At 63.2% G+C, this 26011-nt stretch carries 24 protein-coding genes; 12 read left to right on the forward strand and 12 right to left on the reverse strand.

All coding sequences use genetic code 11. The features are described 5' to 3' along the window. Nucleotides 1-135: 135 nt before the first annotated feature. The 7 genes from OHD62_RS03530 to OHD62_RS03560 all read left to right on the forward strand — a co-directional run bounded on the left by OHD62_RS03530 (nt 136) and on the right by OHD62_RS03560 (nt 7795). A complete protein-coding gene (locus OHD62_RS03530; protein WP_263780988.1) occupies nt 136-1350 on the forward strand; it encodes an ROK family transcriptional regulator in 1215 nt (404 codons plus the stop codon). Beyond that, nucleotides 1347-2600, forward strand: a complete 1254-nt coding sequence (locus tag OHD62_RS03535; RefSeq protein ID WP_263780989.1) for a M20 family metallopeptidase — start codon at nt 1347-1349, stop codon at nt 2598-2600. Before OHD62_RS03530 ends, OHD62_RS03535 begins: the two co-directional genes overlap by 4 nt. Before the next feature lie 32 nt (nt 2601-2632). Next, nucleotides 2633-3694, forward strand: coding sequence for a substrate-binding domain-containing protein (locus OHD62_RS03540; protein ID WP_263780990.1), 1062 nt, complete (start codon nt 2633-2635; stop codon nt 3692-3694). 65 nt (nt 3695-3759) lie between these two features. Continuing rightward, on the forward strand, nt 3760-4821 hold the full coding sequence (locus OHD62_RS03545; protein WP_263780992.1) for a substrate-binding domain-containing protein: 1062 nt from the start codon (nt 3760-3762) through the stop codon (nt 4819-4821). Nucleotides 4822-4862: 41 nt separating this feature from the next. Continuing rightward, nucleotides 4863-5831: an ABC transporter permease gene (locus OHD62_RS03550; RefSeq protein WP_263780993.1), complete on the forward strand. Its 969-nt coding sequence runs from the start codon at nt 4863-4865 to the stop codon at nt 5829-5831. Nucleotides 5832-5844: 13 nt separating this feature from the next. After that, nucleotides 5845-7044, forward strand: coding sequence for an alanine racemase (locus OHD62_RS03555; RefSeq protein WP_263780994.1), 1200 nt, complete (start codon nt 5845-5847; stop codon nt 7042-7044). A gap of 10 nt (nt 7045-7054) precedes the next feature. Next, nucleotides 7055-7795, forward strand: a complete 741-nt coding sequence (locus OHD62_RS03560) for an ATP-binding cassette domain-containing protein (RefSeq protein WP_263780995.1) — start codon at nt 7055-7057, stop codon at nt 7793-7795. Nucleotides 7796-7868: 73 nt separating this feature from the next. Here OHD62_RS03560 and gyrB read toward each other — a convergent pair whose 3' ends face one another. Further along, nucleotides 7869-10340: a DNA topoisomerase (ATP-hydrolyzing) subunit B gene (gene gyrB / locus OHD62_RS03565; protein ID WP_263780996.1), complete on the reverse strand. Its 2472-nt coding sequence runs from the start codon at nt 10338-10340 to the stop codon at nt 7869-7871. Nucleotides 10341-10490: 150 nt separating this feature from the next. Here gyrB and OHD62_RS03570 point away from each other — a divergent pair, with 150 nt between their 5' ends. Next, nucleotides 10491-10793, forward strand: coding sequence for a hypothetical protein (locus tag OHD62_RS03570; RefSeq protein ID WP_263780997.1), 303 nt, complete (start codon nt 10491-10493; stop codon nt 10791-10793). A 70-nt stretch (nt 10794-10863) separates the two neighbouring features. After that, entirely contained in the window at nt 10864-12237 is a 1374-nt protein-coding gene (locus tag OHD62_RS03575) for a cytochrome P450 (protein WP_263780998.1), read from the forward strand. Nucleotides 12238-12243: 6 nt separating this feature from the next. On the opposite strand, the gene OHD62_RS03580 is transcribed toward OHD62_RS03575, so the two are convergent. The 7 genes from OHD62_RS03580 to OHD62_RS03610 all read right to left on the reverse strand — a co-directional run bounded on the left by OHD62_RS03580 (nt 12244) and on the right by OHD62_RS03610 (nt 18726). Further along, on the reverse strand, nt 12244-13218 hold the full coding sequence (locus OHD62_RS03580; RefSeq protein WP_263780999.1) for a complex I NDUFA9 subunit family protein: 975 nt from the start codon (nt 13216-13218) through the stop codon (nt 12244-12246). 190 nt (nt 13219-13408) lie between these two features. After that, entirely contained in the window at nt 13409-13861 is a 453-nt protein-coding gene (locus OHD62_RS03585; RefSeq protein ID WP_263781000.1) for a DoxX family protein, read from the reverse strand. Between the two features lie 431 nt (nt 13862-14292). After that, nucleotides 14293-15294, reverse strand: a complete 1002-nt coding sequence (locus OHD62_RS03590; protein ID WP_263781001.1) for an Ldh family oxidoreductase — start codon at nt 15292-15294, stop codon at nt 14293-14295. 92 nt (nt 15295-15386) lie between these two features. Continuing rightward, nucleotides 15387-16196, reverse strand: coding sequence for an ABC transporter permease (locus OHD62_RS03595; RefSeq protein ID WP_263781002.1), 810 nt, complete (start codon nt 16194-16196; stop codon nt 15387-15389). Further along, nucleotides 16196-16861 (reverse strand): ABC transporter permease, encoded by a 666-nt coding sequence (locus OHD62_RS03600; protein WP_263781003.1) that lies wholly within the window; start codon nt 16859-16861, stop codon nt 16196-16198. The genes OHD62_RS03595 and OHD62_RS03600 overlap by 1 nt, the downstream gene beginning before the upstream one ends. A gap of 208 nt (nt 16862-17069) precedes the next feature. After that, on the reverse strand, nt 17070-17864 hold the full coding sequence (locus OHD62_RS03605) for a transporter substrate-binding domain-containing protein (protein ID WP_263781004.1): 795 nt from the start codon (nt 17862-17864) through the stop codon (nt 17070-17072). A gap of 49 nt (nt 17865-17913) precedes the next feature. Further along, entirely contained in the window at nt 17914-18726 is an 813-nt protein-coding gene (locus OHD62_RS03610) for an ABC transporter ATP-binding protein (RefSeq protein ID WP_318528590.1), read from the reverse strand. A 231-nt stretch (nt 18727-18957) separates the two neighbouring features. On the opposite strand from OHD62_RS03610, the gene OHD62_RS03615 reads away from it, so the two are divergent. The 3 genes from OHD62_RS03615 to OHD62_RS03625 all read left to right on the forward strand — a co-directional run bounded on the left by OHD62_RS03615 (nt 18958) and on the right by OHD62_RS03625 (nt 22300). Beyond that, complete coding sequence (locus OHD62_RS03615) at nt 18958-20535, forward strand: 5-guanidino-2-oxopentanoate decarboxylase (RefSeq protein WP_263781005.1); 1578 nt, start codon at nt 18958-18960, stop codon at nt 20533-20535. Between the two features lie 154 nt (nt 20536-20689). After that, entirely contained in the window at nt 20690-21481 is a 792-nt protein-coding gene (locus OHD62_RS03620) for a capsular polysaccharide synthesis protein (RefSeq protein WP_263781007.1), read from the forward strand. Between the two features lie 111 nt (nt 21482-21592). Beyond that, nucleotides 21593-22300 carry an SDR family NAD(P)-dependent oxidoreductase gene (locus tag OHD62_RS03625; protein ID WP_263781008.1) on the forward strand — a complete coding sequence of 236 codons (708 nt, stop codon included), beginning with the start codon at nt 21593-21595 and terminating at the stop codon, nt 22298-22300. Nucleotides 22301-22408: 108 nt separating this feature from the next. Here the strand turns inward: OHD62_RS03625 and rpsA are convergent, their stop codons facing one another. The 4 genes from rpsA to OHD62_RS03645 form a co-directional block, all read right to left on the reverse strand. Beyond that, the gene (rpsA, locus tag OHD62_RS03630) at nt 22409-24106 is read right to left on the reverse strand and encodes a 30S ribosomal protein S1 (RefSeq protein WP_263781009.1); all 1698 of its coding nucleotides are present in this window, start codon (nt 24104-24106) and stop codon (nt 22409-22411) included. Nucleotides 24107-24313: 207 nt separating this feature from the next. Continuing rightward, nucleotides 24314-24961, reverse strand: coding sequence for a (d)CMP kinase (gene cmk, locus OHD62_RS03635; protein WP_263781010.1), 648 nt, complete (start codon nt 24959-24961; stop codon nt 24314-24316). Between the two features lie 36 nt (nt 24962-24997). Next, a complete protein-coding gene (locus OHD62_RS03640; RefSeq protein WP_263781012.1) occupies nt 24998-25612 on the reverse strand; it encodes a hypothetical protein in 615 nt (204 codons plus the stop codon). Between the two features lie 24 nt (nt 25613-25636). Further along, nucleotides 25637-25999 (reverse strand): hypothetical protein, encoded by a 363-nt coding sequence (locus tag OHD62_RS03645; protein WP_263781013.1) that lies wholly within the window; start codon nt 25997-25999, stop codon nt 25637-25639. Nucleotides 26000-26011 lie beyond the last annotated feature (12 nt).

A 26011-nucleotide genomic window follows, 5' to 3' on the forward strand; every position in this document is an offset into this window, starting at 1 on the left:
ATGCCTCAAACCAAGCAGGCTCAGATATCCAAACTGGTTAGACTTCGCAGCCCTCAGCACGCCGGGATGACATCATTGACAAACTCAATTTCGAAAAATAAGTTCGGTCATAGAACGAATTAATTGAGGTTCGACGTGAGTGATCTGCCGCGCATCTCTCGCCAATTCTCACAGCGCTCCGTCATGGAGGCGATCGTTCAAGGGGGGCCGATCTCGCGTGCCTCCATCTCCAAGCTGACCGGCCTGTCGAAGCAGACGATCTCGGAAATCGTGCGGGGGCTGGAGCAGGAAGGCTGGGTCCAGGAAACTGGCCGCACCAGCGGCCATGTCGGGCGCACCGCCGTCACTTACGAGCTGGTCCACGACGCCGCCTATATCATCGCGGTCGATCTGGGCGGGACCAAGGTGCGCGTCGCGCTGACCGATCTTGCCTGCCAGATATTCGCGGAAGCCGCGACACCGACGGATTCTCGTGGTGGCCAGTTCGTCGTCGATCAGATCACCGCGCTTGCTTTCCAGGCTGCGGCCAGGCAGCGGATTCCGCGCAGGAAAATCCGCCTTGCGGTCGTCGGAGTACCCGGCGCTCCGGACCCATCGACTGGCCGCATTCTGCTTGCGCCGAACATCGCCGGTTTCGACACGATGAACGTGCTTGACGCGTTCGAGAAAGCCTTGGGTGTCGCCGTGATGATCGAAAACGACGTCAATCTGGCCGTACTCGGAGAGAACTGGCTCGGACAGGGTCAGGGCATCGACAATCTGGCCTATATCGCGCTCGGTACCGGCGTCGGCAGCGGGCTTATTCTGGGCGGCCATCTGGTGCGAGGCGCCACTCATGCCGCAGGCGAGATCGGCTTCATGCCGATCGGCGCAGATCCTTTCGCTGAGGAATCGCTGCGCACTGGTGCGTTCGAGCGGGCGGTGGCAACGCATGCGATGACCGAGCGCTACAAGTCCCTGTCGGGCAAGCAAGTTGCCGTGCCGGCGATCTTCGAAAATGCGGCGCTGGGTGACAAGGATGCCCATGCCGTGCTCGACGAAACAGCCCGTTATCTGGCACAGGGCGTTGCCGCCATCGCCGCGATCGCGAATCCGGAAAAGATCATTCTGGGTGGATCGATCGGCCTGCGGCCGGAGATACTGTCGCGGGTAAGGGCTCTGCTTCCGCTGTGCTTTCCCTACCCGGTCACCGTGGAGGCGAGCGAACTGGGCTCACGGGCAGCACTCATCGGCGCCGCGGCGATCGGTCTTGGCCAACTGCACAACACCCTGTTCGGCGTCGACGCGCCAGATGGCCGTATTTCACTGCCGCCGGCCCAGGCGGCCGCCTTGAAGCAGGTTGCGCTATGACCGACAATCTCGTTGCCCGCCTGCGGGCAGCCCTCGACCGTGACCAGGCGCTGACACTTTTCCGCGGCGCCGTCGGCCGCCAGAGCATCACCGGCAACGAGGCTAATTTCGTCGACTTTCTCGAAGCCAAGATGCGCGAACTTGGCCTGAGCAGCGTCAACAGGACGGAGTTCCGTCCCGGTCGGCCGAACATATGGGGCGAGCGCAAGGGAGCAGGCCGGGGCAAGCGCCTGCTGTTCATCGGCCATACCGACACCGTCCATGTCGACGGCTGGCGCGAACATTGGCAGGGCACCGAACGCGAGAACCCGTTCGCCGCACCGATCATCGACGGCGCTGTCTGGGGCCGCGGTTCCGGCGATCTGAAAGCCGGCATCACTGCCTCGCTTGCAGCACTCTCGCTTCTCGACAAGGCCGGCATCCGCCTCGAGGGCGATGTGGCATTCGCCTTCGTCGGCGATGAAGAGAGCGGTCAGCCCGGAACCGGCCTCTCCGCCGGCATCAAGCATTTCGTTGGCCACATCGAGGCCGGCGAGGTCGCCGCGCCTGATTTTACCGTCTATGTCGAGCCGACCCGCCTTGCCGTCTATGCGGCGCAGATCGGCTTCTTCATCACCGACATCACCATCACTGGCAAATCAGCCTATTTCGGCGTGCCGGAACTTGGCAAGGATGCCTTGCGCGCCGCGCACGCCGCCATGACGGCATTGTGGGAGCATTCGGATGAGGTGGCCGCCCGCTCTGAGCACAAGCTTGTCGGGCGCGGTTTCCTGCTCATCACCGGCCTCACCGGTGGCGGCTATATCGCCGTGCCGGAACGCTGCACGCTGTCGCTTATCCGCAAGCTGCTGCCGGGTGAATCGCTTGATACGGCCGCCACCGAAATCGAAGCCGCCGTACGCGGTGCTATCACCGATCCGGAAATCAGGGTCGAGTTCGCTTATCCTGCCGGTCGCGACCATCCACTCGGCGGCACCGCGGCCGAAATCGACGAAACCACGACCGAGGTCGGCCTGCTGTCCAATGCAATGGCCGAGGCGATGACGGGACGCGGCGTCATCGAAGGGGCGCCCTTCTGGTCGGAATCGCCGTTCTTCGTCAATCGGCTGGGCATTCCGGCGGTCTATTGCGCGCCCGGCGATATCAGAAACTGCCACACTTTCGAAGAGCACGTCGATGTCGAGGAATACCTCGCAGGCATCGTCGGCTTCGCCGCTTTCATGGCCCGCTACTGCGGCAGGGCCGACTGAATGATCAACGAAGCAGAAATGGGAGAACTGAGATGCTGATACAGAAAATACTTGCCGCCACACTCGCTGGCGGCCTGATGATCGCCGCCACTGCGGCTTCGGCCCAGACGGTCGGCCCCCAGGGCGAAGCCGCCACGCCGAGCTCCAGCGTGGCGCTGACCGATACCGATATCACGGCACTGAAGGACAAGGGTTACAAGGCCGCACTTCTGTGGCACACATCGTCCGACTTCACCAACGCGGTGACCGCCGGCGCCACCGATGAATTCGCCCGCGCCGGTATCGCCATCGTGGTCAAGACCGACGCCCAGTTCGATGCCGCTCGCCAGCGCAGCGACATCGAGACGGCACTGGCCGCCAAGCCGAACGTGATCCTGTCACTGCCGCTCGATCCGGTCACTTCGGCCGAGGCCTTCCGCCAGGCGGTCAAGGATGGAATCAAGCTGGTGTTCCTGTCCAACCTGCCCAAGGACTACAAGCAAGGCACCGACTACGCCTCCATCGTCACCGACGACCTGTTCCAGATGGGCAAGCAGGCCGCCGACGCGATGGCCAAGGCGATCGGCGGCAAGGGCAAGGTGGGCTACATCTTCCACGACGCCACATACTACGTCACCAACCAGCGCGACCAGGCCTTCAAGACCACCATCGAGAAGGACTATCCCGACATCAAGATCGTCGCCGAGCAAGGCATCTCCGATCCGGCCCGGGCCGAGGAACTGGCGAACGCCATGCTGTTGCAGCATCCAGACCTCGACGGTATCTACGTGACCTGGGCCGAGCCGGCGGACGGCGTGCTTTCGGCGCTGCGCGGCTCCGGCAACACCAAAACCAAGATCGTCACGCTCGATCTCGCGGAACCGGTGGGGCTCGACATGGTCAAGGGCGGCAATGTCGCCGCTCTCGTCGCCGACAAGGCCTATGAGCTCGGCCGCGCCATGGCCGCCGCCGGCATGAAGTCGCTGCTCGGCCAAGAGACGCCGGCTTTCGTCGTCGCTCCGGCCCTCACCGTGACCAAGGACAATGTCGCCCAGGGCTGGAAAGATTCGCTCAACCGCGACGCGCCGCAGTCGGTGCTCGACGCGGCAAAGTAGGCCACCCGCTCCGGCGCGGCGGGCCGCGCCGGAGCTTTCTCAACCATAACAAAAGGGGAAATGACATGCGCAAGACATTGGGCATCATGACCGCATTGGCGAGCCTGTTTGCTGTCCACGCCTTCGCCGCCGAAGGCGTCACCACCGGACCGAATGGCGAAAAGCCGGTGCCGGCGAGCACGCTGACGCTAACCGCGGCCGAGGAACAGCAGATCAAGGACGGCAAGTTCACGGCGGCGCTCGTCTGGCACGAGATGAGCGAATACACCAACGCCGTCAACAGCGGCGCGCGCGATGAGTTCAAGCGGCTCGGCATCGAGGTGGTGGCGCAGACCGACGCCGGTTTCGACGCTTCCCGCCAGAAGTCGGATGTCGAGACGGTGATGGCCAAGAAGCCATCGATCATCCTGTCGCTGCCGGTCGACCCGGCAACCGCCGCCTCGGTCTATGATCCGGCCCGGCAGGCCGGCGTAAAGCTGGGCTTCGTCGACAATAGCCCGGCCGGCTACAAGCAGGGCCAGGATTACGTCACCATCGTCTCCGACGATCTGTTCCAGATGGGCAGCAAGGCCGGCATTGCCATGGCCGAGGCGCTCGGCAAGAAAGGCAAGGTCGGCTATATCTTCCATGATGCCGACTTCTACGTCACCAATCAGCGCGACGGGGCCTTCAAGAAGACCATCGAGCAGGATTATCCGGACATGAAGATCACCGCCGAGGCCGGCATGGCCGACCCGGCGCGCAGCGAGGACATCGCCCAGGCGATGATCACCCAGCACCCCGACCTCGACGGTATCTACGTCACCTGGGCCGAACCTGCCTTGAGCGTGCTATCCGCGTTGCGCGCCGCCGGCAATAGCCACACCAAGATCGTCACGCTCGACCTCAACGAACCCGCCGCGCTCGACATGGTCAAGGGCGGCAACATCGCGGCGCTGGTGGCCGACGAGGCCTACTCCATCGGCGTGACGCTGGCCCGCGCTTCGGCCGGCTCGCTCGTCGGCGTGAAGGCCGAACCGTTCTATGCTGTCGATTCCATCGCCGTGACCAAGGACACAGTGAAGGAAGGTTGGAAGAAATCGCTCAACAAGGACGTGCCCGAGGCTATCACGGACGCCATGAAATAGGTCCGAGGCAAAGGCGAAGCGCTCACCATCGGAGGATGACCATGTCCAACGCCAACATCAGTGCCGGTGGCAGCTTCGCCAGCCGCTTCAATCTGCAGCAATATGTTGTCTATCTCGGCTTTCTGGCGATCTTTCTCTTCTTCGCCATCGTGCTGAGGGACAGTGGCTTCCTCACCGTTCGTAACCTGTCGAATATCGTGCTGCAGACAACACCCGTGACCATCATGGCTGTCGGATTGGTCTTCGTCATGTCGGCCGGTGAGATCGACCTTTCGATCGGCTCGATCGTGGCGGTGGCCGCGCTTGCCGCCGCGGTCACCATCAGCGCTTACGGCATGACGGCAGGAATTGTCGCCGGCCTCGGCGCCGGCCTGCTCATTGGCGTCATCAACGGTATATTGGTCGCCTATGTCAGGCTGCCGTCCTTCTTGGTGACCTTGGCCACGCTCGGCCTGTTCGCCGGTGTCTCCCGCTCGATGACCGACCTGCGTTCAATCTCTGTGACCAACGAGGCCTTCACCGGCTTCTTCGGCTCCGGCTCGCTGCTCGGTGTCCCCTCGCTGATCTGGTGGACGGTGATTGCTGTCGCCATCGGCCACCTGGTGTTCCGCGAGACCCGCTTTGGCGCGCATGTGCTGGCAACCGGCGACAACGCCCGCGCCGCGAGCGTGTCAGGCATCAGCGTGCCCAGGATCAGGCTCGCCGTGCTGACGATCAGCGGTGGCCTCGCCGGCCTTGCCGGGCTGCTCTATGCCGGCCGCCTGCAGGCGGCGAAATACACGCTCGGCGAAACCGACCTGATGACGGTGATCGCCGCCGTCATCGTCGGCGGCACGCTGCTCAATGGCGGCAAGGGGTCGATCGTCGGGGCGCTGGTCGGCTCGCTCATGATGGGCATGCTGAACAACGGCCTGATCCTGATGGGCCTCTCGGTCTCCGACCAGATGATCGTGCGTGGCCTGATTATTCTCGCCGCAGTCGCCGTGTCGCTGCGCGAAAAGAACCGCTGAAGGAAGGCACCCCATGTTTCTCGACGTTCTGCGCCGCCGCAACCCAGCCTTCATCGAGGCAGCGATCGGGCTGCACCAGCAAGGCAAGTTGCCAGCCAATGCCTATGTACTCGACCTCGACACAGTCGAGACCAATGCGAGAAGCCTCAAGGACGAGGCCGACCGCAACGGCCTCGAGATCTTCGCCATGACCAAGCAGGTCGGACGCTCGAGCTCGTTCTGCCGCGCGGTGATGCGCGGCGGCATCGACCGGGCAGTCGCCGTCGACATGGCCTGCGCGCGCGCCACGCACAAGGCAGGCATGAAGCTTGGTCATCTCGGCCATCTCCAGCAGATCGCCAAATTCGAGGCGAATGCCGCGGCAAAGACCTTTAAGCCGGACTACTGGACTGTCTACAACGAAACCAAGGCCGAAGAAGCGGTCGCAGGCGCCAAGGCCGCCGGCTACGTGCAGAATCTGCTGGCCCGCATCGCGGCCGAGGGCGACATCTTCTATCGCGGCCATGAAGGCGGCTTCGATGCCGCCGACATCGTTGATGTCGCCGACCGGGTCGATGCGTTTGAGGGCGGCCGCTTCGCTGGCATCACCACATTCCCTGCATTGCTCTTCGACCATGCCACCAGAAAAGTGCTGCCGACGCCCAATCTGGCGACGCTGGCCAAGGCGGCCGAGGCCTTGGCCAGGGCGGGGCGCAAGGGGATCGAGATCAACGCGCCGGGCACCACCTCCAGTGTCATGTTGTCAGCGCTCGCCGAGGCCGGTGCTACACAGTGCGAGCCCGGCAACGGGTTGCATGGCACCACGGCGCTGCATGTGATGGAAGACCTGCCGGAACTGCCGGCGGTGCTCTACCTCACAGAGGTCTCGCATCTATCGGGCGGCAAGGCATATTGCCTGGGCGGCGGCTTCTACATCGACCCGATCTTCCCTGATTACGACGTGAAGGCAATCGTCTCGGCTGAGCCAACGACGGCGGCCTCAGCACTGCGCAGCGTCGAGGTGCCACCGCCCTCGGCGATCGACTACTACGCCATGATCGACACCGCCGGCGCGAATGCGCCGAAACCGGGCGACAGCGCCGTGTTCGGTTTTCGCGGCCAGGCTTTCGTCACCCGCGCCTATATCGTCGGCGTCTCCGGCATTTCGAAGGGCAAGCCTACCGTGGAAACGATCGAGAACGGCTTCGGCGAACCTTACGCCTGGCCGGTTTAGGAGGAGAACGATGAGCGCGTCCGCCCCCGTTCTGCAATTGCAGGACATCCGCAAGACATTCGGCGGCATCACCGCGATCGAGAATTTTTCGCTTGAGGTTTTTCCGGGCGAGATCGTCGCCCTGGTCGGCGACAATGGTGCCGGCAAGTCGACGCTGGTCAAGATCGTCTCGGGCGTTCACCCGCCCTCGTCCGGTACGATCGCCATCGAAGGCAAGCCGGTGACGATGTCGAATGCCACCATGGGACGTGCCCACGGCATCGAGGTCGTTTATCAGGACCTGGCGCTTGCCGACCAGCAGACGGTCTACATGAACATGTTCCTCGGTCGCGAGCCGCTGAACCGGTTCGGGCTGCTCGATCGCCGCCGTATGATCGAGGAGACGGAAAAGCTGGTGAAGGAGCTGGATGTGCGCATTCCTTCCGCCCACGCTACGATCCGCGACCTCTCAGGCGGCCAGCGCCAGGGCGTTGCGATCGCCCGGGCCACGCATTGGGCGAGCAAGCTGATCCTGCTTGACGAACCGACCGCGGCGCTCGGCGTCGCCGAAACGGCCAGGGTAGAGGCGATCGTTCAGTCCCTGAAGATGCGCAATGTCGGTGTGCTCATCATCAGCCATAGCCTCGATCAGGTGTTCAAACTCTCCGATCGCATCTGTGTTCTGAGACGCGGCAAGCAGATCGGCGTGCGTGAGACCGCGAAGACCGACAAGAACGAGATCATCGCGATGATCACTGGCCTGCAGCAGTAGTAATAGCAGGACGCTCTCTGGGCGCCCGGCCGGCAGTCAGTGCGAGGGGAGCAATCGCCGGCAGACGGACAGCTCAAATATCCAGATTGGCCACCGACAATGCGTTGTCCTGGATGAATTCGCGCCTGGGCTCGACCTCGTCGCCCATCAGCCGCGAGAACAGCGAGTCGGCGTCCGTCGCATCATTGACCTTGACCTGCAGCAGCGAGCGCACATTCGGGTCGAGCGTCGTTTCCCAGAGCTGCTCGGCGTTCATTTCGCCGAGGCCCTTGTAGCGCTGCATCGTCAGGCCCTTGCGGCCGGTGGCAAAGACCGCGTTGAGCAGCGCCAGCGGTCCCGAAATGGTCTCGGACACATCCTTGCGGCGCAGCACCGGTGGTGTCCCGTACACTTCGGCTAGGCGCGGCGCATAGCGGTCGAGCTGGCGGGCGTCAGCCGAATTGATCAGCCCGAGATCGAGCTGAGCGAATTCCCTGACGCTGCGCACGGTGCGCTCGAACACATAGCCGCCGACGCCTTCGTTCGAGGTTGACATGCGGCCGGTCCAGCCGCGCTCGGTGTCCTCGGCGATAATGTCGAGGCGCTTGGCGACACGGTCGGCCATGGCGTTGGCGCGGCCGAGATCGGCAAGCACATCGGGGTTGAGCGCGCCGGCGATCGCCGCCTGCTCGACCACGCCCCTGTTATAGCGCGTGTGCAGCCCGTTGATCAGCTGCCGCACCGCCAGCGCGTCGTCGATGGCGGCGCGCAGATCCTGTCCAGCACGCACTTCGCCTGAGCCAAGCGAAAGCGACGCCTCTTCCAGCCCCGATCCGATCAGGAATTCCTCGAAGGCGCTCTCGTCCTTGATGTATTGCGAGCTCTTGCCACGCGTCACTTTGTAGAGCGGCGGCTGGGCGATATAGAGATGGCCGCGCTCGATCAGCTCCGGCATCTGCCGGAAGAAGAAGGTGAGCAGCAAGGTGCGGATGTGGGCGCCGTCGACGTCGGCGTCGGTCATCAGGATGATCTTGTGGTAGCGCAATTTATCGGCATTGAATTCGTCCTTGCCGATCGAGGTGCCAAGTGCGGTGATCAGCGTGCCGATCATCTCGGAACCGAGCATGCGGTCGAAACGTGCCCGCTCGACATTGAGGATCTTGCCGCGCAAGGGAAGGATGGCCTGGTTCTGGCGCGAACGGCCGCCCTTGGCCGAGCCGCCGGCCGAGTCACCCTCGACGATGAAGATTTCGGATTTCGCCGGGTCGCGTTCCTGGCAGTCGGCCAGTTTGCCCGGCAGTGAGGTAACGCCGAGAGAGCTCTTGCGGGTGATGTCGCGCGCCTTGCGCGCGGCTTCGCGCGCAGCGGCGGCCTGGATGACCTTCTCGATGACCACCTTGCCCTCGGTCGGGTGTTCTTCCAGCCAGGTGCCGAGCGCCTCGTTGACCAGCCCTTCCACCACCGGGCGGACTTCCGACGAGACCAGCTTGTCCTTGGTCTGCGAGGAGAATTTCGGATCGGGGACCTTGACCGAAAGCACCGCCGTCAAGCCCTCGCGGCAATCGTCGCCGATCAGCGCCACCTTTTCCTTCTTGGTCAGGCCCGAGGAGTCGCCATAGCCGGTGATCTGGCGCGTCAGCGCGCCGCGGAAACCGGCCAGATGCGTGCCGCCATCGCGCTGCGGGATGTTGTTGGTGAAGGCCAGCACGTTCTCGTGGTAGCTGTCGTTCCACCACATGGCCACTTCGACGGTGATGCCGTCGCGCTCGGCCTTGATGGCAATCGGCTTGTCGATCAGCGGCTTCTTGACCCGGTCGAGATATTTGACGAACTCTTCCAGCCCGCCATCATAATGCAGCTCGTGGCGCACGATGTCGGCATGGCGCGCATCGGTCAGCACAATGCGCACGCCGGAATTCAGGAAGGCGAGCTCGCGCAGCCGGTGCTCCAGCGTGGCGAAGTCGAACTCGACCATGGTGAAGGTTTCGGACGACGGAAAAAAGGTGATCTCGCTGCCGCTGCGCCCATCATAGGTGCCGGCAACCTTTTGCTGCTCGTAGCTGCCGGTGACTTTCAGCGGCGCGTCGGCATTGCCATGTGTGAAGCTCATCTCGAAGATCTGGCCGTTGCGGCGGATCTTCAGTTTTAGCCAGGCCGACAGTGCGTTGACCACCGAGACGCCGACGCCATGCAGGCCGCCGGACACCTTGTAGGAATTCTGGTCGAATTTGCCGCCGGCATGCAGCTGCGTCATGATCACTTCGGCCGCCGAAATGCCTTCGCCGGTGTGGATATCGGTCGGAATGCCGCGGCCATTGTCGATAACCGTCACCGAACCGTCGGGGTTGAGCGTCACCGTGACGAGGTCGGCATGGCCGGCCAGCGCCTCGTCGATGGCGTTGTCGACCACCTCATAGACCATGTGATGCAGGCCCGAGCCGTCGTCGGTATCGCCGATATACATGCCTGGCCGCTTGCGCACGGCATCCAACCCCTTCAAAACCTTGATGGAATCGGCGCCGTATTCGGCCTCAGCGCCGGTGGCGTTGTCGATCTGGTCGCTCATGAAAACCTGTCTGATTGATGCCGCTTGTCCAGCGCGAGAATATGGCTGCGAATCGCGCCGCTTTGATGTCCTAGATATAGTGGCAAAAGGCGGTTTTTCCAAGGTTTGCAAGCATTTCCGGCGGGAATGCCCGGGCGGTGGAAGCGAGCCTTGATCCGGCTCTATTTTGCTTTTGCCAGTCGCTCCCTGAGAAATTTGATCATGAACTTGTATCGTGGCGCCAGCCGCCCGCTCCGGTCGAGCTTCCAGCGTCATGTCGAGCGCCTTGGAAAGCATGGCCAGCGGCTGGGCCAGCCGACAGTCGTCGTCGGCCATGACCAGCGCCACGCGCCGCTCCGCCACGGCAGCGGCGGTCGTCGAGAGGATCAGCAGCAAGGCAAACAGCAAGCGCAAGTCGAACCGCCCCGGCCCGGTCATTTGCCGAAACATTTCATCTCTTTACCGCATGAGTAAGCCGGCCTGTTCGGTCACATGGACGCCTGCCTTGCCAGTCACTACATTGAGGTCGCCAGCGGAGCACGCCATGGACAGTCAGCCCGCCCCCTTCGTCCCGCCGGCGCCGAAGCCGCGCAAATCGCCGCCTTCGACGCTGGAGATGATCCGCATCGTCTACCGCAACCCGCTCGAACTGTGGGGCGAGCCGACCTACAACGAACCCTGGATATCGGTGACCGGCATCGGCGGGCCGTTGGTCATCGCCAACGATCCCGGCCTCATCCGCCACGTGCTGGTCGACAACGCGAAAAATTACAAGATGGCGACGGTGCGCCAGTTGATCCTGCGCCCGATCCTGCGCGACGGCCTGCTGACCGCCGAGGGCGAGGTGTGGAAGCGCTCGCGCAAGGCGATGGCGCCGGTGTTCACGCCGCGCCATATCTTCGGTTTCGCCGGGCCGATGCTGAAGCGCACGCTGGAGTTCGTCACGCGCTACGAGGACGGCGGCACCTCGGACATCGCCCATGACATGACGCTGCTCACTTTCGACATCCTGGCCGAGACGCTGTTTTCCGGCGAGATAGCGGGCGAACCGGGCAGTTTCGCCAAGGAGATCGACCGCCTGTTCGAGACCATGGGCCGGGTCGATCCGCTCGATCTGTTGCGGGCGCCCGAATGGCTGCCGCGCCTGACCCGTATCCGCGGCCGCAAGACCATGGCCTATTTCCGCAAGATCGTCACCGACACCGTCAAGCTGCGCGAAGAGCGGCTGAAACGCGATCCCGACACGGCGCCGCAGGATTTCCTCACGCTTCTGCTGCGCGCCGAAGGCCCGGACGGGCTGACGCGGGCCGAGGTCGAGGACAACATCATCACCTTCATCGGTGCTGGCCACGAGACCACGGCGCGAGCGCTTGGCTGGACGCTCTATTGCCTGGCCGAAGCGCCGTGGGAGCGGGAAAAAATCGAGCGCGAGATCGATGCGGTGCTGGCGCGCGAACCCGACCCGACGAAATGGCTCGACGCCATGCCGCTCGCCCGCGCCGCCTTCGACGAGGCGCTGAGGCTCTATCCGCCGGCGCCGTCGATCAACCGCGAGCCGATCGAGCCCGAAACCTGGAACGGCCTCTATATCCCTCGGCATGCCGCCGTGCTGGTGATGCCGTGGGTCGTCCACCGCCATCGCAAGCTGTGGGACAGGCCCGACGCCTTCATGCCGGAACGCTTCCATCCGGGAAATCGCGAAAAGATCGACCGCTTCCAGTATCTGCCGTTCGGCGCCGGCCCACGTGTGTGCATCGGCGCCAGCTTTGCCATGCAGGAGGCGGTCATCGCGCTGGCCATCATGCTGTCGCGTTTCCGCTTCGACACCACGGCCGAGACCAAGCCGTGGCCGGTACAGAAACTGACCACGCAGCCGCAGGGCGGCCTGCCGATGCAGGTCACGCCGCGCCGTTCGTAACGCGAATTAGGCTGCGGATTTGCGCTGGAACTGACCGGCGGCGCGGAAGCGCCAGAGATAGCTTGGCAGGATGGTTCCGATCGATTGCGGCTGGATGCCGAGGCCGACAAGCGTCCGGCCTTCCTTGGCGGCCTTGTCGGAGACGATATTATGCTCGCGCAGTTGCAGGACCTGATCCTTGGTCAGCAGCGGATTGGGCAAAAGGCCGAGGATCGATGCCTGCATGTTCGCCACCCACCACGGCACCGGCACCAGCAGCCGGTTGCGCTCGATCACGGTCAGCAGCTCTTCCATGCACTCCTTGAAGGTCAGCACCTGCGGCCCGCCGAGCTCGTAGATCTGGCCGCCCTCGACCTTGCCTTCGACCGAACGCGCTACCGCTTCGGCGACATCGCCGACATAGACCGGCTGGAATTTGGTCTGGCCGCCGCCAATCAGCGGCAGCACCGGCGAATAGCGCGCCATATTGGCGAAGCGGTTGAAGAAGGCATCTTCGGGCCCGAAATTGATCGACGGCCTGAAGATGACGGCATCCCCGATCGTCTCCAGCACAGCCTTTTCGCCGAGCGCCTTGGTGCGCGCATAGTCCGATTGCGAATTGAGATCGGCGCCCAGCGCCGAAATATGGGTGAGGCCGGCGCCGACGGCGCGTGCCGCTTCGGCGACGGCGCGAGAGCCGAACTCGTGCACGGAGGTGAATTTCTGCCGGCCGCTCTCATGCAGTATGGCGACCAGGTTGATGACATGGTCGGCGCCTTGCACGGCGCGGTCGACCGACCAGCGCACGCGCACATTGGCCTGCACTGGCTGGATCTGGCCGACATTGCCGAGCGGCTGCAGATGGCCGGCGAGATCGGGCCGGCGGACGGGAACCCTGATGCGATAGCCGCGCTTGGCCAGCGCCCGCACGACGTGGCGGCCGACAAAGCCGGACCCGCCAAAGACAACGATGAGCTTGGGGGTCTGCAGGATTTCGGTCATGTCTGGCTCCAGCGCGCTTTCCAGATGGCTTGGCTGAGCCGTTTCATAGTCCGTTTCGCGCCAAAGGCAAAGGGCGACGTGTCGTCGCCCATGCGCTTGGTTTAGAGCAATTCCAGGAAAAGTGTGAAGCGGTTTTCCCGGGAAAAGCGCGTAGCGCTTTCCCTAGGGAATTGCGTCTAACAAAGCCGGGTCAGAACGCCTTGCCGATGCGCGCGTCGACCGAGTGGCGATTGCCGCCACGGATGACGAAGAACAGCAGGACCGCCGCCCAAAGCAGCGACTTTTCGGCGCCGGAAAAACCCTGGCCCATGGTGACCCAATGGAACCAGACGGTGACCAGAAGCACGAACAGCCCGGCAAAGGCGGCCGGACGGGTCACAAAGCCGATGGCGATGAAGATGCCGCCGAAGAATTCGGTGCAGGCCAGCAGCAGCGACCAGAAGGCGCCGGGATAAAAGCCGAGGCCTTCGACCATCTCGGCGGCGCCGAACGGGTCGGTGATCTTTTGCGAGCCGTGGATGGTGAGAAAGATTCCGGCCACGGCGCGCAGCAGTGTCTCGCCGGAATCATGCAAGGCCGAATACAGGCCACCAAGGGATGGGATGATAAGGCTTTTGCGGGAATTCTCGGTAGTTGCGGACATCGTGGCTCCTCTTTCTTGCCGATCCTTCGCAAACGCCCGACGGGTCCGGCTATGTCAAATGAACAAAAGTTGACCACGAACAGCATGTTTCTGCTTTGAGTGCTGAAAAGCAGAAAACCCCGCCGAAGCGGGGTTTTCCGGGCGACTTCATGCGAAGCCAGGAGCCGACGGAGCGGCCTGACCTGAGACGGTATCAGGAGGGCGCAAAGCAAGTACGCCCATCCCATCCCTGGCATCGACACGGCGCCGCCAATCTCGTCATGGCTGATCGAGCGGCACTTTAAGCAACGAGTCCAAGACGAATTAAGTTTGCCTTGGACATGGATCTGTCGCGTCAGCCGGGAAAAGGTTCAGCAAGAGCGGAAGAAACGTGCGTGGCGATATTCCGGCTGGAAAGCCGGCGGTCATTCATCCAATGCTGAAGGGTTCTGTCAGCCCGAATAGCGCTCGGCGAATTCGGAAATACGCTGCACCACGGCCTTGGGCGCCGTTATGCCGCGCGCCGCCGCCTTCTCCGCGGCTTCGGCCCGGGCGCGGCCGGGCACATGCACGCCGTAGCGCCGCCGCAAGCGGTCGAGCTGGCTCTTCATGCGTTTTTCGAAATCCGGATCGAGCAGCTTCGGTTCGACGGCCAGCACGAAGAGGCCGGTCCCCGGACTGTCCGGCCCGCCGCTGAACCACGGCGCGTCGAGCGACCAGTTGGCGCCCGAAAGACCGGCCGCCAGCACTTCCACCATCAGCGCGATGTTGGCGCCGCGCTGGCCGCCGAAGGCAAGCATGGCGCCTTTCATGGCGGCCGCCGGATCGGTGGTCGGGTTGCCACTGGCGTCCAGCGCCCAGCCCTCCGGGATCTTCTTGCCGTCCTCGGCCGCCTTGCGGATATTGACGAAAGCGGTGGCGCTTGACGACTGGTCGATGACCAGCGGCGCGCCGTCGGCGGCGGGTGCGGCAAAGGACATCGGGTTGGTGCAGTAGACCGGCTTGACCGAGCCGGAGCCGGCAAGCACGGCCGGCCCGTTGGTCGCGGCGAAGCAGACCAGCCCCTGGGCAGCCAGCCGCCCGGTGAAATAGCCGAGCGCGCCGCATGTATAGGCGTTCTTCTGCGAAAAGATGGCGACGCCGAACAGGCGCGCCGCCTTGGCGAGATCGTCGATCGTCCGGTCGAAGCCGGTATGGGCAAGACCGCCGCGCGCATCCGAGAGATAGACCGCGAGTGCCGGCCTGGTGACGACCGGCTCGGCCTTGCCGTCGATGCGGCCAGCCTCGAGCGCTTCCAGATAATCGATGAAATGCGTGAGCCCGACCGTGGCGAGCCCTTCCGCTTCGGCCGCAACGATGGAGGCGGCAAGCGACTGCGCGTTCTCCTCGTTGGCGCCGGCGCCGAGCGCGGCCATCCGGCACAGTCCTGTTGCCTGGTCGAGACTGAGTTGCATAGCGACTGCCTCTAGTGAGTAGTAGGTAGGGATTAGTGAGTAGTGAAAGTGGTTGCCAGCGCACTACTCACTACCGACTACTCACTAAAACCCTAACCGATCTTGTTCGGAATCCGCGCTTCGATCCTGCCGAAGGCAAAGACGAGGATGCCGGTGATCGCCATATAGATCAACGCCAGGAGCAGCAAGGGTTCATAGGTCAGGTAGGTGTCCTGCCGCACCTTCGACGAGACGGCGAAAATGTCGATCACGCTGATGGTCGCAACCAGCGGCGTCGATTTCAGCTGCAGCACCGTTTCGCCGGTCAGCGTCGGCAGCGCCCGGTAGAAGGCTTGCGGCAGCCAGATGCGCCGGAAAGCCTTCCAGCGGCTCATGCCGAAGGCCCGGGCGGCTTCCAATTGCCCCTTGGGCACACCGGCAAAGGCGCCGCGCATCACCTCGCCCTCATAGCCGGCAAAGGATAAGGTCAGCGCCAGCACGCCATAGGGCCATGCTTGCCGCAGATACGGCCACATCCAGGATTCGCGTATCCAGGGATACTGCGGAAACAGCGAACCCAACCCATAATAGAGCAGCCACAGCTGCAAGAGCAGCGGTGTTCCCCTGATAATGGTGCAGAAGACCTTGGCGGGTGCCGCGAACCAGAAGGGACCGGCGGCCTGCGCCAGCCCGAGCGGCACGGCGAGCAGGAAGCCCAGCACGCAGGTGACGGCGAGGATCCACAGCGCACGCCAGATGCCGAGCAATCCCGCTTCGTAATATTGCGGCAGCCAGTCCCATCGCATGAAGAAGGCGGCCGCCAGAACCAGCCCAAGCGCGATCAGAATGAGCACGATGCGATGCGGCTGCAGCCACAGCGACGTTCGCGCGGCGACGTTGATGAGGGCCGCTTCACCAGCCATCAGCGTGCCTCCTTGAGCGAAGGCATACCGCGCCGAGCCCGGGTTTCGATCCGGCCGATGATCAGATTGGAGATCAGCGTGACCAGAAGGTAGATCGCGCCCGCGGCCAGGTAGAACGTGAGATAGGCTTTGGTCACCCCCGCCGCTTGCCGCGTGGCCAAGGTCAGCTCGTAGAAGCCGACCACGGCGAGCAGCGCGGTGTCCTTGGTGGCGATCAGCCAGAGATTGGCAAGGCCGGGTATTGCGAAAGGCAGCATCGCCGGCAGCGTGATGCGCCGCAACAGCAGGCCGGGAGACATGCCGTAGGCTCTTGCGGCCTCGATCTGGCCCTGCGGGATGGAAAGGATGGCGCCGCGGATCACCTCGGTCGAATAGGCGCCCTGAACGAAACCGAGTACGGCGATGCCTGCCGCCAGCCCGCTAATGTCGATGCGCTGGTAACCCATCGCCGCCAGCACCTGGTTGATCAGGTCGGTGCCGGCATAATAGAGCAGCAGGATCAGCACCAGTTCCGGCACGGCGCGCACCACCGTCGTATAGACCGCCAGGAGATCGCGCACCACCGGGCCGCCGTAGAGCTTGCCATAGGCGCCGCCGATGCCGATCAAAAGGCCGAGGCAGGTGGCGCCGATCGCGATCTCGATCGTGTGCAGCAGACCGACCAAAAGCGTTCCGCCCCAGCCCGGCGGCGTGGGCGAGAGAAGCTCGATGGTGCCGGCCGCCCAGGCCGGAAGGAATGCGTCGATCAGCGTCGCCCCCGAATTGCTGGCGCCAGCCGCTGGTCGTTCTCGTCAGCGGAGCCGGCGTGGATGGGTTCAGGCGAGACCGCACGGCGCGCAGGGCGCCGCGCGGTCACAAGCTTATGCTTGCCGGTCAGTTCGACTGCGGGTCGTCACCATAGACGTCGAAGTCGAAGTATTTCTTGGTGATCTCGGCATATTTGCCGTTGGCGCGGATGGCCTTGATGCCGGCGTTGATCTTGTCCTTCAGCTCGGTGTCCTCCTTGCGGATGCCGGCGCCGACGCCCGGCCCGAGAACTTCGAGGTCCGGAGCCACGTTGCCCTTCATGTCGCAGCACGCCTTGCCCTGGTCGGATTTCAGAAACTCGCCAAGTGCGATGGCATCGGCCTGCACCGCGTCGACGCGGCCGGCGGCGAGATCCTGGTTGGCTTCGTCCTGGGTCTGGTATTCCTTGATTTCCGCCGCTCCGGTGAAGTGCTTCTTGGCGTAGACGGCATGCACGGTCGAGACCTGGACGCCGATCACCTTGCCCTTGAGGTCATCTGGCGTGGCGCCGAACTTCTGGTCCTTCGGCCCGATGATGCCGGTCGGGGTGTTGTAATATTTGTCCGAGAAGGCGATCGTCTTCTCGCGCTCGGCGGTGATCGACATCGAGCCGGCGATGACATCGATCTTTTTGGTCGTCAGCGCCGGGATGATGCCGTCCCAGGCGACGGGGGTGATGACGCAGTCGAGCTTCTCCTCGGCGCAGACGGCGTCGATGAATTCGATCTCCCAGCCGACCCATTTGCCCGAGGCGTCCGGCGAGGCGAAGGGCGGATAGGGTTCGGCGGCGACGCCGATCTTGACCGGATCGGCCTTGGCCACGCCCATCGCGGCGACGCCGAGCAGAAGCGCTGCGGCCAATGTCTTCAAAACAGTTTTCATGTCATGACTCCCAGTTTGTTGTTGTTCCCGTTTTTCGTCCGCCCAAGGCCTAGCCGATGTTGCGGATGAACTGCTTGAGCCTTTCGGATTTGGGCGCGCCAAAAATCTGCTCTGGCGGCCCCTCTTCCTCGACCAGCCCGTTGTAAAGGTAGACGACATGCGTCGCGACCTCGCGGGCAAACTTCATTTCGTGAGTAACCAGCACCATGGTGCGGCCCTCGCGCGCCAGGTCGCCGATCACTTTCAGCACCTCGCCGACCAGCTCCGGATCGAGCGCCGAGGTCGGCTCGTCGAACAGCATGACGCGCGGGTTGATGGCCAGCGCCCGGGCGATCGCCGCGCGTTGCTGCTGGCCGCCCGACAGATAGGCTGGATAGACATCGCGCTTTTCGGCGAGCCCGACGCGGGCGAGCAGCTTTTCGGCCTCGGCGATCGCCACCTCGCGCTTGATGCCGAGCACATGCACCGGAACCTCGATGACATTCTCTATCAGCGTCATGTGGCTCCAAAGATTGAAATTCTGGAAGACCATGCCGAGCTTGGAGCGGATGCGTTCGATCTGTTTGCGGTCGGCCGGAACGGTATGGCCATGGCTGTCAGCCTTCAGCCGGATCTCCTCGCCATTGACGCGGATAATGCCGCTGGTCGGGTTCTCCAGGCAGTTGATGCAGCGCAGCAGCGTCGACTTTCCCGAGCCTGAGCCGCCGATGATGGCGATGACCTCGCCGTCGCGCGCCGACAGCGAAACGCCCTTCAGCACATGCAGTTCGCCGAATTTCTTGTGCAGGTTTTCGACATGGATGGCTTCGGCGGCGCTGTTTTGCGCCATATGTTTCAGTGCGGGTGCTGCGCCCGGCGCCATCACCTTGCCGGCGCCTCGTCGGACGGCCGAACCCGTCGCTGCTGAAATCTTTTACCCATTAACCGTCACTGTACCGAATTCCCATTCTCAAGATGGACCGTTCCGCTTGCCTCCGTCAACCATGGTTTTTGGACCATTGATCACAGCTTGCTGTAGTGGTTATTGGCGGCAGGGGACATCGCAGGAGCATTTGGTGGGTAAAACATACGGGTCGCGGACCATGGCCGTGCAATGACGACAGTCGGCGAAGCGCTCATCACCTTGCTGGAAGCCCACGGTGTCGACACCGTCTTCGGCATTCCTGGCGTGCATACGATCGAGCTCTATCGCGGGCTGGCCCGGTCGAAGATCCGCCACGTCACGCCACGCCACGAGCAGGGCGCCGGTTTCATGGCCGACGGCTACGCGCGCGCCAGCGGCAGGCCGGGCGTCGCCTTCGTTATCACCGGGCCGGGGCTGACCAACACCATTACCGCCATGGGCCAGGCGCGCGCCGATTCGGTGCCGATGCTGGTGATATCGGGCGTCAACGCCACGCCGACGCTGGGCAAGGGGCTTGGCCATCTGCACGAATTGCCCGATCAGCGCGGCATGATGGAGAAGGTCGCGCTGTTTTCGCATCGCATCACCGGAGCCGACGAACTGCCCGGCGCGCTGGCGCGGGCCTTCTCCCTGTTTTCGTCGTCACGTCCCGGTCCGGTCCATATCGAGATCCCGACCGACATCATGGTCGAGCCGGCTGACGGCATTTCCTATCTTCCGACAAATGCGGGGCCGCCGGAGCCCGATGCGGCGGCGATAGCGGAGGCAGCAGAGCTTTGCGCTTCCGCCCGCCGTCCTGTCATCCTTGCCGGCGGCGGCGCCAAGAAGGCCGAGGCGCCGCTGAAGCGGCTTGCCGAAAGGCTCGGCGCGCCGGTTGTCCAGACGACCAATGCGCGCGGCCTGCTGTACCGCCACCCCCTTGGCGTGCCGGCGAGCCCCAGCCTGAAGGCGGTGCGCGCGCTGATCGCAGAGGCTGACCTGGTCATCGCCGCCGGCACCGAATTCGGTCCGACCGACTATGACGGCTATGGCGACGGCGGTTTTGTCCCGCCGGCCAATCTGATCCGCATCGACATCGGCGCCGACCAGCTCGCCCGACGCCCGGCCACCGTTTCCATCCAGGCGGATTGCGCCGAGGCGATCGAAGCCTTGCTCGGCCGGCTAGACGGACCCGCCGCGTCGGGCGACGGAAAGATTCGCGCCGCCGCAACGCGAAAGGCGGCCCTCGCCGAACTCAGCCCGGCCTTCACCGCCCAGATACGCGCGGTGGAAACGATCCGCGATGCCTTGCCGGGCGCCATCATCGTCGGCGATTCGACGCAGCCGGTCTACGCCGCCAATCTCTACTACGATCACGACCGGCCAGGCGGCTGGTTCAATGCCGCCACCGGCTTCGGCGCGCTGGGCTTCGGCCCGCCGGCGGCCATCGGTGCCGCCCTTGCCGTGCCCGAAGCGCCCGTCGTTTGCCTCACCGGCGATGGCGGCTTCCAGTTTACCTTGCCGGAACTGGGTGCCGCGCTCGATGCGGCCGCGCCGGTGATCTTCGTGGTCTGGAACAATCGCGGCTATCGTGAAATCGAAACCTCGATGCTTGATGTCGGTGTCGAGCCGGTCGGCGTCTCGCCCGCGCCGCCGGATTTCTGCAAGCTCGCCGAAGCCTATGGCATCGCCGCCGAACGGCTCGCCGATATCGGCCATCTGGCTGACGCACTCAAGCGTGCACGGGCGACCGGACTGCCATATGTCATCGAAATCACCGTCGACTGACCATGGCGGGAAATGTCATGACTGCCGGATGATTTCCAGCGAACACAAGCCGAACCGCGATCCGCTGACATCTCCGTATCTCGCCCCGGCGCGCTGGGCCGCATCCTCACTGGCCTTGCCTTGGCCTTTGCGCAAACGTGCCGCGAAGCTTTGCATGAGTTATGCGCGCAAGAGCCTTTGGCGGGCTCGCCACATTGCTGTCGACCATTCGCAATGGTGCTCGGCCAGCACGCCAGCCGGCAGCCTCGGTCCGATCTGGCAGTTTTGGGAGCAGGGCGCCGACGAGGCGCCACCGGTGGTCAAGGCATGCTTGCGCTCCGTGCGGCGCAACAGGGGCGATCGCCAGCTCGTCGTGCTCGACGACAAGACCATCGAGAACCATATCGAACTGCCCGGCCACATCTGGGACAAACGCGCCCTGATGAGCCGGCAGCATTTCTCCAATTTCATTCGCTTGAGCCTGCTTCATCGGCATGGCGGAACATGGCTCGACGCTACGATCCTGCTGCGGCAGCCTGTTCCAGCCGAAATCGAGCGCGAGGATTTCTACATTCTGCGCGAGACGACCCGCCATCCGAGGCTGGTGGAAACCTGGTTCATGCACGCGCGCAAGGGACACCCGCTGGTCGAAACGGTGTTTCACGGCCTGGCGGATTACTGGAAGAAGTATGACAGGATTCATGAGTACTTCATGTTCCCCTATCATTTCGAGGCCTCGCTGCTCCTGCACCGGCGGCTTCGGCGCGATTTCCTGCGCATGCCGCAAATCAGTGCGGACCAGCCGCACGAACTGCAATGGCTGCTTTTCACCCCATTCAATGAAGCCGCCCATCGCGCGGTCTTCGATCGTTTCTGGCTGCACAAGCTGACCCACAGGAACCCGCGGCCGGCGACAGGGGACCGCCTGCTATGGGACGCGATCATCGAAGGATGGCCGGCTGCTTGATCTAGGCCGAACGATCTAGCGTCAACGAAATTTCAGTTGAGTGACGACGCGAAAGGCGCGAGGTTCGCCACCGGCGCGGCGCAAGTACAAGAATGACTGGAGCGGTCGAAAATGACGGACACACTGGACGGCAGGCATATTGTGGTCACCGGCGGCACCGGGGCGCTCGGCGGCGCGGTTGTCGGCAAACTGCTGGGTGAGGGCGCGATTTGCCATGTGCCCAACGCCCATGCCGCCGCGCCCGGGCATTTTCCCTACCCGGCACATGAGCGCGTCAAGCTGGCGCATAATGTCGACCTCGCCGACCCCGCCAAGGTTGATGCGTTTTATGACGGCGTTCCGGATTTGTGGGCATCCATCCATCTGGCCGGCGGCTTTGCTGCGGCACCGGTGGAAAAGATCGAATCCGCGTCCTTCGCCGAAATGATGGACACCAACGCCCGCACCACCTTCTTGTGCTGCCGCGCCGCGATACGCTCGATGCTGGCGGCTGAGACGTCCGGACGCATCGTTAACATCACGGCGCGCGCCGGGCTCGATCCGAGGCGCGGCTCCGGCATGGTCGCCTATGCCGCCAGCAAGGCGGCGGTCGCGGCGATGACGCTGGCGATGGCGGAAGAGCTGAAGTGTAAGGGCATTCTGGTCAATGCGGTTGCGCCCTCGACCCTCGACACGCCGGCAAACCGGGCTGACATGCCCGACGCAGATTTCGGCAGATGGGTCAGCCTCGAAGCCGCCGCCGAGGCCATTGCCTATCTCGCCTCGCCGGCCAATCTGGCGATGAGTGGCACGCTGGTGCCGCTCTACGGCAGGGCCTGAGCGTATCCGCCTTCGGCTCTGACCGACACCGGCCAAAGAAAAACCCCGCCGGAGCGATCCGGCGGGGTTTTGCTTCGAGGCCGCGCGCAAGGCGCGGTGTAGGCGTTCTTAGCTGCCCTGCTTCTTCAGCGCGGCACCCAGGATGTCGCCCAGCGAAGCGCCGGAGTCGGTCGAGCCGTATTGGGCGACCGCTTCCTTCTCTTCGGCGATTTCCAGCGCCTTGATCGAGACCTGCAGCTTGCGGGTCTTCTTGTCGAAGGCGATGACGCGGGCGTCGACCTTCTGGCCGACGGTGAAGCGCTCGGGGCGCTGCTCGTCGCGGTCACGGCTGAGATCGGAGCGCTTGATGAAGGTCTCGATGCCGCTGTCGACCAGCCGCACTTCCAGGCCGCCATCCTTGACGCCGATGACTTCGCAGGTGACGACTGCGTTCTTGCGCAGTTCGCCTGAGGTCGCCGCTTCGCCGACCGTATCCTTGGCCAGCTGCTTGATGCCGAGCGAGATGCGCTCCTTGTCGATGTCGACGTCGAGCACCTGCGCCTTGACCATGTCGCCGCGATTGTACTCTTCGATGACCTGCTCGCCCGGACGGGTCCAGTCGAGGTCGGAGAGGTGCACCATGCCGTCCACGTCGCCTTCGAGGCCGATGAACAGGCCGAACTCGGTCTTGTTCTTGACCTCGCCCTCGACCTGGCTGCCGACCGGATGGCTGCTGGCGAAAGCCTGCCACGGATTCTCGAGCGTCTGCTTGAGGCCGAGCGAGATACGGCGCTTGGCCGGATCGACTTCGAGCACCACCACGTCGACTTCCTGGGTCGTCGACAGGATCTTGCCGGGATGCACGTTCTTCTTCGTCCACGACATTTCCGAAACGTGGATGAGGCCCTCGATCCCCGGCTCCAGCTCGACGAACGCGCCGTAGTCAGTGATGTTGGTGACGGTGCCCTTGATCTTCTTGCCGATCGGGAACTTGGTGCCGATCTCCGACCACGGATCGCTCTCGAGCTGCTTCATGCCGAGCGAGATGCGGTGCGTTTCCTGGTTGATGCGGATGATCTGCACCTTGACCGTCTGGCCGATGTTGAGGATTTCGGTCGGATGGTTGACGCGGCGCCATGCCATGTCGGTGACATGCAGCAGGCCGTCGATGCCGCCGAGGTCGACGAACGCACCGTAATCGGTGATGTTCTTGACGACGCCTTCGACCACCTGGCCTTCTTCGAGGTTCTGCACGATTTCCGAACGCTGTTCGGCGCGGCTCTCCTCGAGCACGGTGCGGCGCGACACCACGATGTTGCCGCGGCGGCGATCCATCTTGAGGATCTCGAAGGGCTGCGGGTTGTGCATCAGCGGCGAGACGTCGCGGATCGGACGGATATCGACCTGGCTGCGCGGCAAGAAGGCCACGGCGCCGTCGAGGTCGACGGTGAAGCCGCCCTTGACCTGGTTGAAGATGACGCCTTCGACGCGCTCACCCTTGGTAAACTTCTCTTCGAGACGGACCCAGCTCTCTTCGCGGCGGGCCTTCTCACGCGAAAGCATCGCTTCGCCAAGCGCGTTTTCGATGCGCTCGACATAGACTTCGACCGTGTCGCCGACCTTCAGGGTGGAGTCCTTGCCCTTGACGCCGAATTCCTTCAGCGGCACGCGGCCTTCGACCTTGAGGCCGACATCGATGATGGCCATGTCCTTTTCGATCGCGGTGATCGTGCCCTTGACGACCTGGCCTTCGCCGGAATGGCCGGCGGTAAAAGATTCTTCGAGCAGGCTCGCGAAATCATCGCGAGTGGGATTTGCAGCTGACATATTTTCTCCTGGAATGCCTCGCATCTCAAGCGGGGCGGGCGCCGTGGGTTAGCGTTGCGTTGGCCTGCCGGCGTTCCGGGCTTTCCAAAAAGCCCTTGGCCGCCTAAGCGGCAATTCCGGCGCATGAAGAATGCTGGCAGGCTGGTTCGTGCCCGATATGGGTATCTTTTGCGCTGCCGGCAATCGGCAACAGCGGGAAAACCCGGCTCAGGCGTTGTTTCTTTTGGCGAGAACGTCGTCGATGATCGCTCTTGCTGCCAGAAACGCGGCCTCTATAGCCATTTCAGACGTATCAAGCAAGTGCGCGTCGGCGGCCGGCTTCAGCGGCGAGTCCGCTCGACCCATGTCGCGCTCGTCGCGGCGCATGATATCGGCGAGGATCTCGATGAAATTGGCGGTGCCGCCGATGCTCTCGATCTCGGCCAGCCGCCGCTGTGCCCGCACCTCGGCGCTCGCCGTCACATAGAGTTTGATGTCGGCGTCGGGGCAGACCACGGTGCCGATGTCGCGGCCATCGAGCACGGCGCCGGGTGGCGCCTTGGCGAAGTCACGCTGCTTTTCGACCAGGATGCGCCGCACGGTTGGGAACACGGCAACTTTCGAGGCAGCTTCGCCGACCGCATGTGCCGACAATATAGCGCGGTCCAGCTTGTTGAGGTCCACCTGTCGCGCCGCGGTTTCAGCCGCCGAGACATTGTCGAGCGGCAGCGCGTGCTGGATCAGCGTATGCGCCACCGCGCGATAGGTGAGGCCAGTGTCGAGCAGGTTCAGCCGGTAATGGTCGGCGAGCCGCCGGGCCAGGGTGCCTTTGCCGGCACCGGCGGGACCGTCGATGGCGATGGTGAAGGGCTTCATACGAACCTCGGGTATCGCCAACGTCAAGCTTGGAACTTAATGCTGCTCAGGGTGAGCAACATTTTTTCTGCGGCGGCGTTCTTTCAAAAAAGTAGCAAAAACGACGTACGAAATAATGGCGAAAAATAGAAGCGCGATCGGATGCAGCCTACCGGTCGGGTCGTAGCTTTCGAGGTCCAGGAGTTTCGCGATCAAGCCGAAAACGCTCGAAGCGAAGACGAATCCGGTAAACCAGGTCCCGATGATCAGGTGGAAACTGCTATGATTTTGCCATAGCGATGTAAATCTCACCGAAGCGGGGACGTGAGCCGGTAATTCAAGCTGACGTGGAGCTCGGTCCAAAATCTTCGCTATTTTCCGTGTCGCGTTAACAATCGCGTACACGCATAAAATGCTGGCCATCAAGCCAAAGAGTATCGGCATCTCAGGCGGTATCTGGCCCTTTACGAACAGGAAAACAAGAACAGCACCAAGGGCCAAAAACACAAACGGCAGCAACAGACGTGTGCCGTTGAGCCGCTGGATTTCTTCGAGTTGCTCAGAAGTCAAGATCGACGCTGGAGTTTGCGGCCCTCGCCAATACGCGACCTTGCCGTCTCCCACGCCCTTCGCTACGCGAAGCTTTCCGTTGACCAGGAACAACTTGCTCAAGCCACCCGTGTTACAACGCCATCATTAACGCGAAACGGGCCGCGCAAATGCCCTAAGCAGATAGAATATCCATCCCAGCGCATGGCTGAAAAAAAACACGCTGAGAATCGCGTAGCCGCCCACTACGAAAAATATCGCATTTGAGGGCATTGCGACTTTGATCAGTTCAAGCACCCACCCGAAATGCAAACCGTATGTGCAACCTATCGGTCCACAGGAAGAGCCCAAACTTGGAATGGTAAGTGCGGCCCAAAATGCCGCGATCAAACCGAAGCGCACGAATGAATAATTCCGCTCATTGATCATCTTGGCCACGGATATGGCCTTTGCAATGATCAAAACGACACCCGCTACGATGGCAATCAAAATCGAGGCTAGGATGTTCATGGCTCTCCCCAC

Source organism: Mesorhizobium sp. YC-39, assembly GCF_025753795.1.
Taxonomy (GTDB): domain Bacteria; phylum Pseudomonadota; class Alphaproteobacteria; order Rhizobiales; family Rhizobiaceae; genus Mesorhizobium.